This is a genomic window from Thioalkalivibrio sp. ALE16 (assembly GCF_000381305.1).
Lineage (GTDB): Bacteria > Pseudomonadota > Gammaproteobacteria > Ectothiorhodospirales > Ectothiorhodospiraceae > Thioalkalivibrio.
This window is the reverse complement of the sequence record NZ_KB906370.1, coordinates 27,260-41,715: the sequence shown is the minus strand read 5'-3', so window position 1 is coordinate 41,715 and position 14,456 is coordinate 27,260. Positions and strand designations below refer to the sequence as shown.

The window sequence follows — 14,456 nt, the reverse complement described above, 5'->3', positions numbered from 1 at the left end:
GGGTACCAACCCCAAGGGGCTCGGCCGCTTTCGCGCGCGCAAAAGCGACTCGAGCGCGAGCGTGTACGTTGACCAGCGCTTCCCTAATCCAGCGACCATCGCCGCCACTCCTGTCGGGTCGTCAGATCACCGCGCAAACCGGCATCCAGCTGCAGGGGCAGCGGCAGCGCGGAATACACCAGCGTCAGCCGCGCCGCGAGATCGAACTCGCCGGGATTCTCGCGCACCGCGTCCGGAACCTCGTCCAGACGCAGCCGCCCCAGCCGCCGGGCGACCAGGTCCAGGGCATCCCCCAGGGTCGGTTTCAGGTCCATGCGCTCGTCGGTCACCGCGGTTACCAGATAGTGCCGGTTCAGGGCGAAGTATTGCAGCTGGACGCGACGCGTCTCGCTGGCAAGGGTATCGCGCCCGACCCGCCGGCCGCGTTCCAGCCGCGTCTGCGCCTCGAACTCCAGCGTCACGCCGTTGGCCAGGGCGTCCTCCAGCACCGCGGGCAGGCGCATGTCGATATCGAGGCGCACCAGCACGGTGGCATCATCCAGCCACATGTGATTCGCGGCGCGGATCTCCACCGCGCTCGCCGTCACCGGCAGCGCCAGCAGGGCCAGTAGCCCGCACAGCGCCGTCAGGGGCCCGCCCCGCCACGATGAACGCCCCGGCATCAGGGGGCCTTCTTCTCCAGCAGCGCGTAATAGAAGCCGTCCCCGTCCTCTAGCCCCAGCGGCAGCGATACACCTGCCGCGCGGGGCTTGCTACCGGGGATGGCGTACTCGCCCTCCAGCGGCCGGGCGCGGGCATCCGCGGTCGCCGCGACGAACGGGGCGACCACCGCCTCGTTCTCCGCCGACAGCAGCGAACAGGTGGCATACAGCAACCGGCCGCCCGGGCGGAGCAGCTTCCAGGCGCCGGCCAGCAGGCGGGCCTGCTCCGCCGCCAGGCGCGGGATGTCATCGGCCCGGCGCAGGGTCTTGATGTCCGGATGACGCCGGATCACGCCGGTGGCGGAACAGGGAACATCCAGCAGGATCGCGTCGAAGGGCTCGCCGTCCCACCAGTCATCGGTGGCGTCCAGATCCGCCGCGACCAGGCGGGCGTCATAGCCCAGCCGGTCGAGGTTCTCGCGTACCTGTTCCAGGCGTTCGGGGTCGTTGTCCAGCGCGGTCAGATCCAGATCGCCACCCGCGTGTTCCAGCAAATGCCCGGTCTTGCCGCCGGGTGCCGCACAGGCGTCCAGCACCCGTTCGCCGGGCCGCGGCCCCAGCAACGGCCCGGCCCATTGCGCCGAGGCGTCCTGGACCGAAAGCGCCCCGTCAGCGAACCCCGGCAGGGCGGCCACATCGACCGGGTCATCCAGAGTCAGCGCGCTGGCCAGCGCCGGGTACGCGCGCCCCGGGATACCGGCGGCGGACAGGGCCTCCAGCGCCGCTTCGCGACTGCCACGGTGCAGGTTGACCCGCAGGGTCATCGGCGCGGGGCGGGTCGAGGCCTCCAGCAGCGTCTCCCAGTCCTCCGGCCAGGCATCGCGAATCGCCTCCAGTAGCCATTCCGGGACCGCATAGCGCAGCACCGGGTCGCCCTCGATCCGGCTCGCCAGTTCGTCCTGCTCGCGCAGGGCGCGGCGCAGTACCGCGTTGATCAGGCCCACCGCGCCAGGGCGATGGATCTCGCGCGCCAGCTCGGCGGTCTCCCGCACCGCCGCGTGATCGCGCGTCCCGAAATGCAGCACCTCGGCCAGTCCCTGCGCCAGCAGCACACCAATCACGGCATCCTTCTTGCGCAGCGGCCGATCCAGAAAGCCATCGACCAGCCCCGCCAGCTGCGGGTACCAGCGCAAGGTGGTGTAGGCGAGCGCCTGCACCCAGGCGGCATCGCGCGCCGCCAGCCCTTCGGTCACCAGCTCCACCGCCCGGGTCAGCGACTGCCCCTGCAGCACTACGCGCTCCACCGCCTCCAGCGCGCGCTGACGCGGCGAGCGCGAATCCACCCGCGAGGGCACCACGCGTTTCGGCTTGCCCGCCATCAGACCGCCCCGGTCAGGGTTTGGCCGGGCAGGTCCGCATTGCGGGCCCAGTCCGCCGCCGCGACCGGGCGGCGGCCGGGCAGCTGAACGGTCCGCAGGCGCAGGATGCCGTCGCCGGTGGCCACATCCACGCCCTCCGGCCCGGCATCCATGATCGTTCCGGGCGTTGCATTCGCCGCGACCTCCAACGGGGTCGCCGCGTAGACCCGCAGCGCCTGCCCCTGCCAGCCGGCCTGCGCCACCGGCCAGGGGTTGAAGGCCCGCACCTGTCGATCCAGGGCCGCGGCCGGCTGCGACCAGTCCATCCAGGCCTCCTGTTTCTCCAGTTTTCGGGCGTAGCTGGCCTGCGCATCATCCTGGGGCCACGGTGCGGAGGCACCCGCGGCAATCGTCGGGAGCTGCTCCACCAGCAGCTCCGCCCCCTCGCGGGCGAGGACATCGTGCAGCTCACCGGTGGTGGTCTCCGGTGTAATCGGGACGCGACGGCAGGCGTGCACCGGGCCGGCATCCAGCCCCGGGGCCATCTGCATCAGGCAGACACCGGTCTCTTCGTCCCCCGCGAGAATCGCGCGATGGATCGGCGCCGCGCCGCGCCAGCGCGGCAGCAGCGAGGCATGGATATTGAGCCCGCCCAGCGGCGGGATCGCGAGTACGGCGCGGGGCAGGATCAGCCCGTAGGCTGCGACAATCAGGATGTCCGGGCGCCAGGCGGCAAGTTCGGCCTGGGCCTCGGCGGACTTCAGGCTCTCCGGCTGCACCACCGGCAGGCCGGCGGCCTCGGCGACCTGCTTGACCGGGCCCGGACGCAGCTTGCGCCCACGCCCCGCCGGTCGGTCCGGCTGGGTATAGACCGCGACCGGGGCATGCCCGCCGTCGATCAGGGCCTGCAGCGCGGGAACCGCGAAATCCGGCGTCCCGGCATAGACAATGCGCAGGGACTCGACGTCCGTGTCCGCCACTCCCATCAGACCGCGGGGACCGCGGTCTTGTCACCGGCTCCGGAGCGCCCGCCCTGCTTCTCCAGCTTCTTTCGGATGCGGCTGCGCTTCAGGCTGGACAGGTAATCGACAAACAGCTTGCCGTCGAGGTGGTCAATCTCGTGCTGGATGCACACCGCCAGCAGGCCATCGATGTCCAGCTCGAAGGGCTGGCCGTCACGCCCCAGGGCACGCACGCGAATCCGGTCGGCGCGCTGCACCTTCTCGTAGAAGCCGGGCACGGACAGACAGCCCTCGTCCATTTCCTCCTCACCGGAGGTCTCGAGGATCTCCGGGTTGATCAAGGCATGCGGCTCGCTCTGGTCCTCGGAGACATCCGCGACCAGCACACGCTTTTGCACGTTGATCTGGGTGGCGGCCAGACCAATGCCGGGCGCGGCGTACATGGTCTCGAACATGTCGTCCACCAGGGTGCGGATTTCGTCGTCCACCTCGGCGACCGGCTCGGCCTTCAGCCGCAGCCGGGGGTCGGGGAAGTGCAGGATTTCACGCTTGGCCATGAAAAAACCTCAAACTTTGTACTGTACAGATGTCGCAATTCTGCTAACGTTGGACCGCAATATCCGCGGAATTGCGTCATCCGATTGGGGGCCGGGCCACAGGAAGGCTCGGGGAGCGCGCGGACCTGACAGGGGACACCAAATGTACAAGACCAGGGCCACCACGACCTTCGTTCTGCCGGGCATTCTGTTCAGTGTAACGCTGTTGCTGGGCGCCTGCGCGGCCACACCCGAGAACGGCGGCGGCGAAACGACCGCCTCCGATTCCGGCACGGCGCAGGCCGAAGCCCGCCCGGCGCGCGAAGCCCAGGATGAACGCTCGACCCCCGAGGCCGAGCCGGAGATCCGCGAATCCGCGCCCGAACGCTACGTCGTGAAGAAGGGCGACACCCTCTGGGACATCTCCGCGATGTTCCTGCAGGACCCGTGGTACTGGCCGGAGATCTGGCTGGTCAACCCGGAGATCGAGAATCCCCACCTGATCTATCCGGGTGACGTGCTGAGCATCCACTACGTGGACGGCCGGCCGCGCATCACGGTCGACGGCGGGCCGCGGGTGCGCCCGACGCATCGCCTGTCGCCGGAAGCACGGGTGGTGGAGCGCGACGAGGACGTCTCCCCGATCTCCACCCTGCAGTCGTTCATGTTCCGTCCACAGGTGCTGGACGAGGAAACCCTGGAAAACGCCCCCTACATCCTCGCCTCGCAGGACGAGCGCGTGATCTTCGGCCCAGGCGACCGGGTGTATGTGCGCAACGCCGAGGACACCGAACGCTACGAGCTCTATCACATCGTTCGCCACGACGGCGCGCTGACCGATCCGGACACCGGAGAGGACCTGGGCGTCGCCACCCTGCCGGTGGGCGAGGCCGAGATCATCGAGCCGGGCAACGTCGCCCGCGCCGACATCCGCAAGGGCGAGCGCGAGGCCATCCGCGGTGACCGCCTGGTCCCATACGCCGAAGAGCAGGACATGCTGTTCGACATCGGGCGCCCGCCGGCTGGTACCGAGGGCACGATCATCTCGCTGTTCGACGCCCTCAGCCAGATCGGCCAGCTGCAGGCCGCCATCATCAACCGTGGTGAACGCGACGGCATCGAGAACGGCCAGGTCTTGACCGCCTTCACCGCCGGGCGCGAGGTCCGCGACCCGATCAGCGATCGCGCCAACGAGGTGGTCACCCTGCCGGAAGAGGAAGTCGGCACCGTCATGGTCTTCCAGACCTTCGAGAAGGTGTCCTATGTGCTGGTGACCGAGGCCGAGCGCACCCTGCGCGAGGGCGACAAGGTTCGCACCCCCTGACCGGGCCTGCGGCCAGGCTGCATGCGTGATGCCGGCGCGACAGCCGCCCCGCACGAGGACTGGCTGCAACTGATCAACACCCCAGGCCTCGGCCCGCGGCGCCTGCTGCAACTGGTCGAGGCCTTCGGCTCCCCGGGCAACGCCCTGGCCGCCCCCGCGGCCGAATGGCAGCGCGCGGGCGTCGACCTCAAGCTGGACACCGCCGCCCGCCAGGCCCGCGATACCGGGGCAAAGGCCGACCAGGCCTGGCTGGATGCCGACCCCCGGCACACATTGCTGTGTCTGGACGACCCCGACTACCCGCCCCTGCTGGCGGAACTCCCCGACCCGCCCCCGGTGCTGTACCTGAACGGCGCGCGCGAGCTGCTGCGCAGCCCGCAGGTGGGGATCGTCGGCAGCCGTGAGGCCACCCCGCAGGGCGAGCGCCTGGCCACGGAATTCGCCCGCGAGCTGGCCGGGGCCGGGCTGACGGTCACCAGCGGCCTGGCCCGGGGCATCGACGGCGCCGCCCACGAAGGCGCCCTGGCCGCGCCCGGCGGGCGCACCATCGCGGTCGTGGCCACCGGGCCCGACCGCATCTACCCCGCCCAGCACCGGCGCCTGGCGCACCGCATCGCGGACCATGGCCTGGTGGTCTCGCTGTGGCCCACCGATACCCGGCCGCTGGCGCGGAACTTCCCGCAGCGCAACCGCGTGATCAGCGGCCTGTCACTGGCGACCCTGGTCGTCGAGGCGGCGCTGAAGAGCGGATCCCTGATCACCGCACGGCTGGCTGCCGAACAGGGGCGCCAGGTCTATGCCGTCCCCGGTTCGGTGCTGAGCCCGACCAGCCGCGGCTGCCACCGGCTGATCCGCGATGGCGCCCAGCTGGTGGAGTCGGCCGAGGAGATCCTGGATGACCTCGCGGACTGGCTGGGCGTCGCGCCCGATGCGCCTCCGGCCGCGGCCGAACCCGCCTCCGACCCGCTGGATCCGGAGCAGGAACGCGTACTGAACGCGATGGGATTCGACCCGGTCCCGCTGGAAACCCTGCGCGAACGCACCAAATTGACCATCGAACAGCTTTCATCCATGCTGGTTTTGCTTGAACTCCATGGCCGTGTGGCCGCCCTCGACCACGGGCGTTACCAGCGCCTCGACGCAGGATCCCCCGAATCATGAACGAGAATGTGCTGGATGTGCTCATGTATCTCTTCGAGCACACCATCGACGAGGAATCCGACGAGGAGCCGGACCGCTCGGAGCTGGAACGCCACCTGGTGGAGGCCGGCTTTGCCCGCCGCGAGATCGACCGCGCTCTGGGCTGGCTGGACCGCCTGATGAGCGAGGCCCCCCTGGCCGGGCGCGGCGGCGACGGCGCCGCCCAGCGGATCTATGCCCCGGAAGAGCAAAAACGCCTGGATACCGAGGCCCATGGCTTCCTGCTGCACCTGGAGCAAAACGGCCTGCTGACCGCCGGCACCCGCGAGCTGGTGCTGGACCGCGTAATGGAGCTGGACGCCGAGGAGATCGACCTCGACCAGCTGCGCTGGGTGGTGCTGATGGTGCTGTTCAACCAGCCCGACGACGCGATCGCCTATTCCCGCCTGGAAGAGGTCATGCGCGACGATGCCGGCCCCGCGGCCGTGGATTATCTGCACTGATTTCTCCGTCTTGCGAAAGGCGCGCGGTAGCCAACGGGCATTTCCTCCTCTAGTCTTTAGCGCCCGTGAACCCGGTCGCTGCCATGCGACCGCGATCGCCCCGATACGGAACCCGCTGCCACGGAGACGGTCCCGAGCGACATGAGCAAGCACCTCGTCATCGTAGAGTCGCCCGCCAAGGGCAAGACCATCGAGAAGTATCTCGGCCCGGACTACCAGGTCATGGCCTCCTATGGCCATGTGCGCGACCTGGTGCCCAAGGAGGGCGCGGTGGACCCGGAGAACGGGTTCCGCATGAAGTACGACGTGATCGAGCGCAGCGAGAAACAGATCGAGGCGATCGCCAAGGCGCTGAAGAAATCCGACGACCTGATCCTTGCGACTGACCCTGACCGTGAAGGCGAGGCGATCTCCTGGCATCTCTACGAGGTGTTGCGTGACCGCGGCCTGCTGGACGATCGCGGCGTGCATCGCGTCGTGTTTCACGAGATCACCAAGAAGGCGATCCAGCAGGCGATCGAGGAACCGCGCGACCTGGCCAAGCCACTGATCGATGCCCAGCAGGCGCGCCGCGCGCTGGACTACCTGGTCGGCTTCAACCTCTCCCCGCTGCTGTGGCGCAAGATCAAGCGCGGCCTGTCCGCCGGGCGCGTGCAGAGCCCGGCGCTGCGCATGATCTGCGAGCGCGAGAACGAGATCGAGGCCTTCGTCCCTCGCGAATACTGGACCCTGGATGCGAAGGTCGAGCGCCAGAGCCAGCCGTTCACCGCGCGCCTGACCCACCTGGACGGCAACAAGCTGGACCAGTTCGACCTGAACAGCGCCGAGCTCGCGCACGATGCCCAGAAGCGTCTGACCGACGCCGCGAATGGCGAGCTGCGCGTCGCCAAGGTCGAAAAGAAGCAGCGCCGCCGCAACCCGGCGGCGCCGTTCACCACCTCGACCCTGCAGCAGGAGGCCTCGCGCAAGCTGGGCTTCACCGCCAGCCGCACGATGCGCACCGCGCAGCAGCTGTACGAGGGGATCGATCTGGGCTCCGGCGCGATCGGCCTGATCACCTACATGCGTACCGACTCGGTGGCCCTGGCCGGCGAGGCGATCGGCGAGATCCGCGGCCTGATCGAGGAGCGCTACGGGGCCAACAACGTCCCCGACAGCCCGCGCCAGTACAAGACCAAGTCGAAGAACGCGCAGGAGGCCCACGAGGCCATCCGCCCAACCTCTGTGCGCCGTCTGCCGAACGAGGTCCGCGAGCGCCTGAGCAGCGACCAGGCCCGGCTGTACGACCTGATCTGGAAGCGCACCGTCGCCTGCCAGATGATCCACGCGACCTTCGACACCGTGGCCGCCGACCTGGTCCCGGGCGACAGCCAGCACCAGTTCCGCGCCACCGGCTCCACCCTGGTCGACCCCGGCTTCATCGCGGTCTACCAGGAGGGCCGCGACGACGCGCAGGATGACGACGAGGACAAGCGCCTGCCGGAAATGGCCGAGGGCGACACGGTCCAACTCGAAGAGGTCACCGCCGACCAGCACTTCACCGAGCCGCCGCCGCGCTATACCGAGGCCAGCCTGGTGAAGACGCTGGAGGAATACGGCATCGGCCGTCCGTCGACCTACGCCAGCATCATCTCCACGCTGCAGTCACGCGAGTACGTGGAGATGGACGGCAAGCGCTTCATCCCGACCGACACCGGCCGGATCGTGAACAGCTTCCTGACCCAGCACTTCGACCGCTACGTGGACTACGACTTCACCGCGAAGCTCGAGGACGAGCTGGATGCGATCTCGCGCGGCGAGAAGGACTGGGTCCCGGTGCTGGAGGATTTCTGGGGCGACTTCCGCGACCGGGTGAAGGAGAAGGAAGAGAACGTCACCCGCGCCGAGGCCGTGCAGTCACGCGAGCTGGGCACCGATCCGCAGAGCGGGCGCCCGGTCAGCGTGCGCCTGGGCCGTTTCGGCCCGATCGTGCAGATCGGCACCAAGGACGACGAGGAGAAGCCGCGCTTCGCCGGCCTGCTGCCCGGGCAGAAGATGGACAAGATCACCCTCGACGAGGCGCTGGAGCTGTTCAAGCTGCCGCGCGACCTCGGCGAGACGCCCGAGGGCGAGCCGGTGATGGTGAACATCGGCCGCTTCGGACCGTACGTGAAGTACGGTTCCAAGTACGCCTCCCTCGGGCCGGACGACGACGTCTGGACCATCGAGCTGCCGCGCGCGCTGGAGATTGTCGCCGAGAAGAAGAAAAAGGACGCCGAACGCTTCATCAAGAGCTTCGACGAAGAGGGCATCCAGGTCCTCAACGGCCGCTACGGACCGTATGTGACCGACGGCAACAAGAACGCCAAGATCCCGAAAGAGACCGATCCCAAGTCCCTGACGCTGGACCAGTGCCAGGAACTGATCGCCGCCGCCCCGGAACGCAAGGGCCGTGGGCGCAAGGGGGCGGCCAAGTCGACCGGCAAGTCCTCCGGGAAGACCGCCTCCAAGTCGTCGACCGCGAAGAAGACGACCACGAAAAAGGCGGCCACCACCAAGAAGGCCGCCAGCAAGACGGGCACGAAAAAGACCGCCCCGAAGAAGAGCACGTCGAAGACGAGCACATCGAAGAAGGCCCCGGCGAAGAAGGCTTCGACCGCCAAATCCGGCAGCGCGAAATCCGGCGATGGCGACAGCCGCCTGAGTGCCCAGCCCTCCGGCGACCGTGGATCCGAATAAGGCCCCACTGCTCAGCACCGAGATCGAACCCGTCGCACAGTGCGTGCGCGACGGCGGCGTGATCGCCTACCCCACCGAGGCAGTCTTTGGTCTCGGCTGCCGCCCGGACAACCCCCGGGCGATCGATCGCATCCTCGAGATCAAGGGTCGCCCGGCCGCCAAGGGGCTGATCGTGGTCACCGACCGGCTGGAGCGCCTCGCGCCCTGGCTGGCGCCGCTGCCGGCCGAGCACCACGCCGAGATCGACGCCAGCTGGCCGGGGCCGACCACCTGGCTGCTGCCCGTCACCGATGCCTGCCCGCCGCTACTGCGCGGTGAACACGACAGCCTCGCGGTACGCGTCACCGCCCATCCGGGGACGCGCGCGCTGTGCGCGGCCGCCGAAAGCGCGCTGGTCTCCACCAGCGCCAACCGCGCGGGCGCGGAGCCCTGCCGCAGCTGGGATTGCGTTGCCTCACAACTCGGGGCCGGCATCGATGCAATCCTGCAGGCAGAATGTGGCGGGCGCACCGCACCCAGCGCGATCCGCGACGCCCGCACCGGGGCCTGGCTCCGGGGCGCGCCGGAACCCGACACCCATACCGACAACTGATCAACCGGGACGCAGCATGAGCCAGGACAACGTCTCCATCGACCGCGTGATCGACTACCTGCAGGGCCTGCAGGACCGCATCTGCCAGGGCCTCGAGGGCCTGGACGGCCAGGCCCGCTTCGAAGAGGACGCCTGGAAGCGCCCCGCCGGCGGCGGCGGCCGTACCCGCGTGCTGCGCGAGGGGCGGGTCTTCGAACAGGCCGGGGTCAACTTCTCCCATGTGATGGGCGACAACCTCCCGGCCTCGGCCACCGCGCACCGTCCGGAGATGGCCGGGCGCTCGTTCCAGGCCACCGGCGTGTCGCTGGTAATCCACCCGCACAACCCGTATGTACCGACCTCGCACGCGAACGTGCGCTTCTTCATCGCGGAGAAGCCCGGCGAGGCGCCGATCTGGTGGTTCGGCGGCGGCTTCGACCTGACCCCGTACTACGGTTTTGACGAGGACTGCATCCACTGGCACCGCACGGCCGAGGCTGCCTGTCGCCCGTTTGGCGAGCACCTCTACCCGGCGCACAAGAAGTGGTGCGACGAGTACTTCCACCTCAAGCACCGTGACGAGCCGCGCGGCGTCGGCGGGCTGTTCTTCGACGACTTCAGCGAGGGCGGCTTCGAGCACGCCTTCGGTTACATGCAGAGCGTCGGCAACGCCTACCTGGATGCCTATGGCCCGATCGTCGAACGCCGCCACGCGACCGAATACGGCGAGCGCGAGCGCCAGTTCCAGCTCTACCGGCGCGGGCGCTATGTCGAGTTCAACCTGGTCTACGACCGCGGTACCCTGTTCGGCCTGCAGTCGGGCGGGCGCACCGAGTCGATCCTGATGTCGCTGCCGCCGCTGGTGCGCTGGGAATACAACTACCAGCCGGAAGCCGGTACGCCCGAGGCCGAACTCTACGAGCGCTATCTGAAGCCGCGCGACTGGCTGACCGAGTCCGCTGGCTGACTACGCCAACAAGGATGACCCGCATGACCGCACCGATCGCCCCCTATCCCGCCGGCCGCCCGCGCCGCATGCGCCGCGACGCCTTCTCCCGCCGCCTGATGCGCGAGCACCACCTGCGCGCGGACGACCTGATCCTGCCGGTCTTCGTCACCGAGGGCGAGGGGGTACGCGAGGCGGTGCCGTCGATGCCCGGCGTGGAGCGCGTCAGCATCGACCTGCTGCTGGAGGAGGCGGCCGCGGCCGTGCGCCTCGGCATCCCGGCCCTGGCCCTGTTCCCGGTGGTCCCGGGCGAGAAGAAGAGCCTGGATGCCGCCGAGGCCTGGAACCCCGAGGGCCTGGCCCAGCGCGCGGTACGCGCACTGAAGCAGGCCCACCCCGAGCTCGGCGTGATCACCGATGTCGCCCTGGACCCGTTCACCACCCACGGCCAGGACGGCATCATCGACGACGACGGCTTTGTTGTGAACGACATCACCGTCGAGGCCCTGGTGAAGCAGGCGCTGTCGCATGCCGCGGCCGGCGCCGACGTGGTCGCCCCCTCCGACATGATGGACGGACGCATCGGCGCGATCCGCACCGTGCTGGAGGACGGCGGGCACGTGCACACGCGCATCCTCGCCTACTCCGCCAAGTACGCCTCGGCCTTCTACGGGCCGTTCCGCGATGCGGTGGGCTCGGCCGGCAATCTGGGCAAGGGCGGCAAGGAGACCTACCAGATGGACCCGGCCAACGGCGACGAGGCCCTGCACGAGGTCGCGCTCGACCTGGCCGAAGGCGCCGACATGGTGATGGTCAAACCGGGGATGCCGTATCTGGATGTGGTCCGCCGCATCCGCGACGAGTTCCAGCGCCCGACCTTCGTCTATCACGTCTCCGGCGAGTACGCGATGCTCAAGGCCGCCGCCGAACGCGGCTGGCTGGACGAGCGCGCCTGCGTGCTGGAGGCCCTGACCGGCATGAAGCGCGCCGGGGCCGACGGCATTCTCACCTACTACGCCCGCACCGTGGCCGAATGGCTGGCGGAGGACGCGGCCCGATGAGCGAGCCGCGCCCGGATCGCTACGCGGTGGTCGGCAACCCGATCCGCCATTCGCTGTCGCCGCGCATCCATGCCCTGTTCGCCGAGCAGACCGGGCAGCACCTGACCTACGAGACCCTGCAGGGCACCCCGGGGCAGTTCGCCGAGGAGGTCTGGGCGTGGTTCTCCTCCGGGTTCCGGGGCCTGAATGTGACCGTCCCGTTCAAGGAAGAGGCGTTTGCCCTGGCCCGTGTCCTCACGGATCGCGCCCGACACGCCGGTGCCGTGAACACCCTGTGGCGCGACGACGAGCGCCGCATCCATGGCGACAACACGGACGGCGTCGGCTTCTGCCGCGACCTCGACCGCCTGAACTTCGACGTGCGCAGCCGCCGCATCCTGATCCTGGGTGCCGGGGGCGCCACCCGTGGCCTGCTGCAGCCACTGCTGGAGGGGGGACCCGAGGCCCTGGTCATCGCCAACCGCACCGTCGCCCGCGCGGAGGGGCTGGTCGAGGCCTTTCGCGATATCGCCCCGGCCACCCGGCTGGCCGCCTGCGGCCTGGACACGCTGCCGCAGGGCCCCTTCGATCTGGTGGTCAACGCCACGGCCACCGGCCTCGGCGAGGACGCACTGGACCTCCCCACCCATCTGGTTCAAGCGGACAGCCTGGCCTATGACCTGGTCTACGGGGCCGGCGCCCAGCGCTTCCTTGGCTGGGCCGAGGCGGCGGGGTGCAGCAACGGCAGCGACGGGCTCGGCATGCTGGTGGAACAGGCCGCCGAGGCCTTCGCGATCTGGCGCGGGGTGCACCCCGAAACCGCCCCGGTGCTGCGCGAACTGCGTCACGAAATCGACGGCCAATAGCCCACCCATTCTCCGGATTCATGGACGGTTCACCCGGCTGGCCGCAAGCTGCCCGGTGACAGACCCGCCGCCGTGGCGGACCACCGGATTACGGGAGACGAACCATGCAACGCATCCTCGCCCTGGCCGCCACCAGTGCCCTGGTCCTGGTGATGGGCTGCACCACCACCGATCCATACACCGGGGAAGAACGCGTCTCGCGCGCCACCATCGGGGCCGGCATCGGCGCGGCCACCGGTGCCGTGCTCGGCAGCGTCACCAGCAGCCGCAACCGCACCCAGCGCGCGATGATCGGGGCCGGCATCGGCGCCCTGGCCGGCGGCGCCATCGGCAACTACATGGATCGTCAGGAGGATGCCCTGCGCGAGCAGCTGCGCGGGACCGGCGTCAGCGTGACCCGCGACGGCGACAACATCATCCTCAACATGCCGAGCAACATCACCTTCGATTTCGACCGCAGCGACATCAAGCCGGAATTCCAGGATGTACTGGACTCGGTGGCCCTGGTCCTGGAGGAGTTCGACCAGACCGGCATCGAAGTCGCCGGCCACACCGACAGCACCGGTCGCGTCGAATACAACATGGACCTATCCGAGCGCCGCGCCCAGAGCGTGGGGCAGGCCCTGATCCGCCGCGGTGTGCAGCCGGTGCGCGTGCACACCATCGGCTTCGGACCGCACCAGCCGGTCGCCACCAACGACACCGAGGCGGGCCGCCAGCAGAACCGCAGGGTGGAACTGACCCTGTTCCCGCTGACCGCCGACTGATCGAAACCCGCACGCCGGCACCGCGCCGGGCGCGGTACCGGCGCGCCCAAGGCACCCTCCGCGCTGGACACCCCCACCCCTCCTGCGGCAAAATCCCGAACATTCGTCGCACCGTCATTTTTCGGTGCAATCGCGTCCATTCTCGACAGGATCGCTACCGATTCCCCCTGCCATGGCGTCCATACTGCTGCTCAACGGCCCCAATCTGAACCTGCTGGGACAGCGGGAGCCGGAGCGCTACGGCGCGCAGACCCTGGCGGATATCGAGACCGACCTGAGGGCTCGGGCGGAACAGGCCGACACCTCCTTCGACTGCTTCCAGAGCAACCATGAAGGCGACCTGATCGACCGCATCCATGCCGCCCCCGGCGAGGGCGTGCAACGCATCCTGATCAATCCGGGTGGCCTGACCCACACCAGTGTCAGCCTGCGCGATGCCCTGCTGGGTGTTGCCATCCCGTTCTACGAGATCCATATCAGCAACATCCACGCCCGCGAGCCCTTTCGCCAGACCTCGCGTCTGAGCGATGTCGCCGCCGGTCTGGTCAGTGGCTTCGGCGTCATTGGCTACCGGCTGGCGCTCGATGCGGCGCTCGCGGCTATCAAGGAATAAGAGGCTTCCATGGACATTCGCAAGGTCAAGAAACTGATCGACCTGCTCGACGAGAGCGGCATCCACGAGATCGAGATCCACGAAGGCGAGGAGTCGGTCCGCATCACCCGCTCGGCCAGCGGCACCGCCGTCGCCGCACCGGCCCCGGCCCCTCTGCCCGCCGCGGCACCGGCACCAGCCGGCGCACCGCCCGCAGCCGCCCCGGCCGACGTGGCGGACGCGACCCCGGAGATGGACGGTCACCGGGTCACCGCCCCCATGGTCGGCACCTTCTACCGCGCACCCAGCCCGGGCTCGAAGCCGTTCGTCGAGGTCGGGCAGACCGTGGAGGTCGGCGAGACCCTGTGCATCATCGAGGCGATGAAGATGCTCAACCCGATCGAGGCCGACCAGGCGGGGACGGTCCGCGACATCCTGGTCGAGAACGGCAACCCGGTGGAATACGGCCAGCCGCTGTTCATCATCGGCTGA

At 69.2% G+C, this 14,456-nt stretch carries 15 protein-coding genes; 11 read left to right on the top strand and 4 right to left on the bottom strand.

Annotated elements, in window-relative coordinates:
• Positions 1 to 83 precede the first annotated feature (83 nt).
• Genes F627_RS0112705 through def form a run of 4 tightly spaced genes read right to left on the bottom strand, consistent with a single transcriptional unit; the run spans position 84 to position 3,518 of the window.
• Positions 84 to 662, bottom strand: a complete 579-nt coding sequence (locus F627_RS0112705) for a DUF4390 domain-containing protein (protein ID WP_018865479.1) — start codon at positions 660 to 662, stop codon at positions 84 to 86.
• Positions 662 to 2,020 carry a 16S rRNA (cytosine(967)-C(5))-methyltransferase RsmB gene (rsmB, locus tag F627_RS0112700; RefSeq protein ID WP_019584258.1) on the bottom strand — a complete coding sequence of 453 codons (1,359 nt, stop codon included), beginning with the start codon at positions 2,018 to 2,020 and terminating at the stop codon, positions 662 to 664. The genes F627_RS0112705 and rsmB overlap by 1 nt, the downstream gene beginning before the upstream one ends.
• Positions 2,020 to 2,985 carry a methionyl-tRNA formyltransferase gene (gene fmt / locus F627_RS0112695; protein ID WP_018879675.1) on the bottom strand — a complete coding sequence of 322 codons (966 nt, stop codon included), beginning with the start codon at positions 2,983 to 2,985 and terminating at the stop codon, positions 2,020 to 2,022. The genes rsmB and fmt overlap by 1 nt, the downstream gene beginning before the upstream one ends.
• The gene (gene def, locus F627_RS0112690) at positions 2,985 to 3,518 is read right to left on the bottom strand and encodes a peptide deformylase (protein ID WP_018865476.1); all 534 of its coding nucleotides are present in this window, start codon (positions 3,516 to 3,518) and stop codon (positions 2,985 to 2,987) included. Before def ends, fmt begins: the two co-directional genes overlap by 1 nt.
• A gap of 142 nt (positions 3,519 to 3,660) precedes the next feature.
• Between def and F627_RS0112685 the strand changes: the two genes are divergently transcribed.
• The 11 genes from F627_RS0112685 (at position 3,661) to accB (ending at position 14,456) form a co-directional block, all read left to right on the top strand.
• The gene (locus tag F627_RS0112685) at positions 3,661 to 4,821 is read left to right on the top strand and encodes a LysM peptidoglycan-binding domain-containing protein (protein WP_019584257.1); all 1,161 of its coding nucleotides are present in this window, start codon (positions 3,661 to 3,663) and stop codon (positions 4,819 to 4,821) included.
• Between the two features lie 21 nt (positions 4,822 to 4,842).
• Positions 4,843 to 5,982: a DNA-processing protein DprA gene (gene dprA, locus F627_RS0112680; protein WP_019584256.1), complete on the top strand. Its 1,140-nt coding sequence runs from the start codon at positions 4,843 to 4,845 to the stop codon at positions 5,980 to 5,982.
• The gene (locus tag F627_RS0112675; protein WP_018876613.1) at positions 5,979 to 6,464 is read left to right on the top strand and encodes a DUF494 family protein; all 486 of its coding nucleotides are present in this window, start codon (positions 5,979 to 5,981) and stop codon (positions 6,462 to 6,464) included. Before dprA ends, F627_RS0112675 begins: the two co-directional genes overlap by 4 nt.
• Positions 6,465 to 6,605: 141 nt before the next feature.
• On the top strand, positions 6,606 to 9,182 hold the full coding sequence (locus F627_RS0112670; protein ID WP_019584255.1) for a DNA topoisomerase I: 2,577 nt from the start codon (positions 6,606 to 6,608) through the stop codon (positions 9,180 to 9,182).
• Positions 9,169 to 9,774 carry an L-threonylcarbamoyladenylate synthase gene (locus tag F627_RS0112665; RefSeq protein ID WP_019584254.1) on the top strand — a complete coding sequence of 202 codons (606 nt, stop codon included), beginning with the start codon at positions 9,169 to 9,171 and terminating at the stop codon, positions 9,772 to 9,774. Before F627_RS0112670 ends, F627_RS0112665 begins: the two co-directional genes overlap by 14 nt.
• Before the next feature lie 16 nt (positions 9,775 to 9,790).
• Positions 9,791 to 10,720 (top strand): oxygen-dependent coproporphyrinogen oxidase, encoded by a 930-nt coding sequence (hemF, locus tag F627_RS0112660; RefSeq protein ID WP_018876616.1) that lies wholly within the window; start codon positions 9,791 to 9,793, stop codon positions 10,718 to 10,720.
• 23 nt (positions 10,721 to 10,743) lie between these two features.
• Positions 10,744 to 11,760 carry a porphobilinogen synthase gene (hemB, locus tag F627_RS0112655; RefSeq protein WP_018876617.1) on the top strand — a complete coding sequence of 339 codons (1,017 nt, stop codon included), beginning with the start codon at positions 10,744 to 10,746 and terminating at the stop codon, positions 11,758 to 11,760.
• Positions 11,757 to 12,605 carry a shikimate dehydrogenase gene (aroE, locus tag F627_RS0112650; RefSeq protein ID WP_019584253.1) on the top strand — a complete coding sequence of 283 codons (849 nt, stop codon included), beginning with the start codon at positions 11,757 to 11,759 and terminating at the stop codon, positions 12,603 to 12,605. The genes hemB and aroE overlap by 4 nt, the downstream gene beginning before the upstream one ends.
• Before the next feature lie 104 nt (positions 12,606 to 12,709).
• Positions 12,710 to 13,372: an OmpA family protein gene (locus tag F627_RS0112645; RefSeq protein WP_018865467.1), complete on the top strand. Its 663-nt coding sequence runs from the start codon at positions 12,710 to 12,712 to the stop codon at positions 13,370 to 13,372.
• Between the two features lie 172 nt (positions 13,373 to 13,544).
• Complete coding sequence (aroQ, locus tag F627_RS0112640) at positions 13,545 to 13,985, top strand: type II 3-dehydroquinate dehydratase (protein WP_018865466.1); 441 nt, start codon at positions 13,545 to 13,547, stop codon at positions 13,983 to 13,985.
• Positions 13,986 to 13,994: 9 nt separating this feature from the next.
• Complete coding sequence (gene accB / locus F627_RS0112635) at positions 13,995 to 14,456, top strand: acetyl-CoA carboxylase biotin carboxyl carrier protein (RefSeq protein ID WP_019584252.1); 462 nt, start codon at positions 13,995 to 13,997, stop codon at positions 14,454 to 14,456.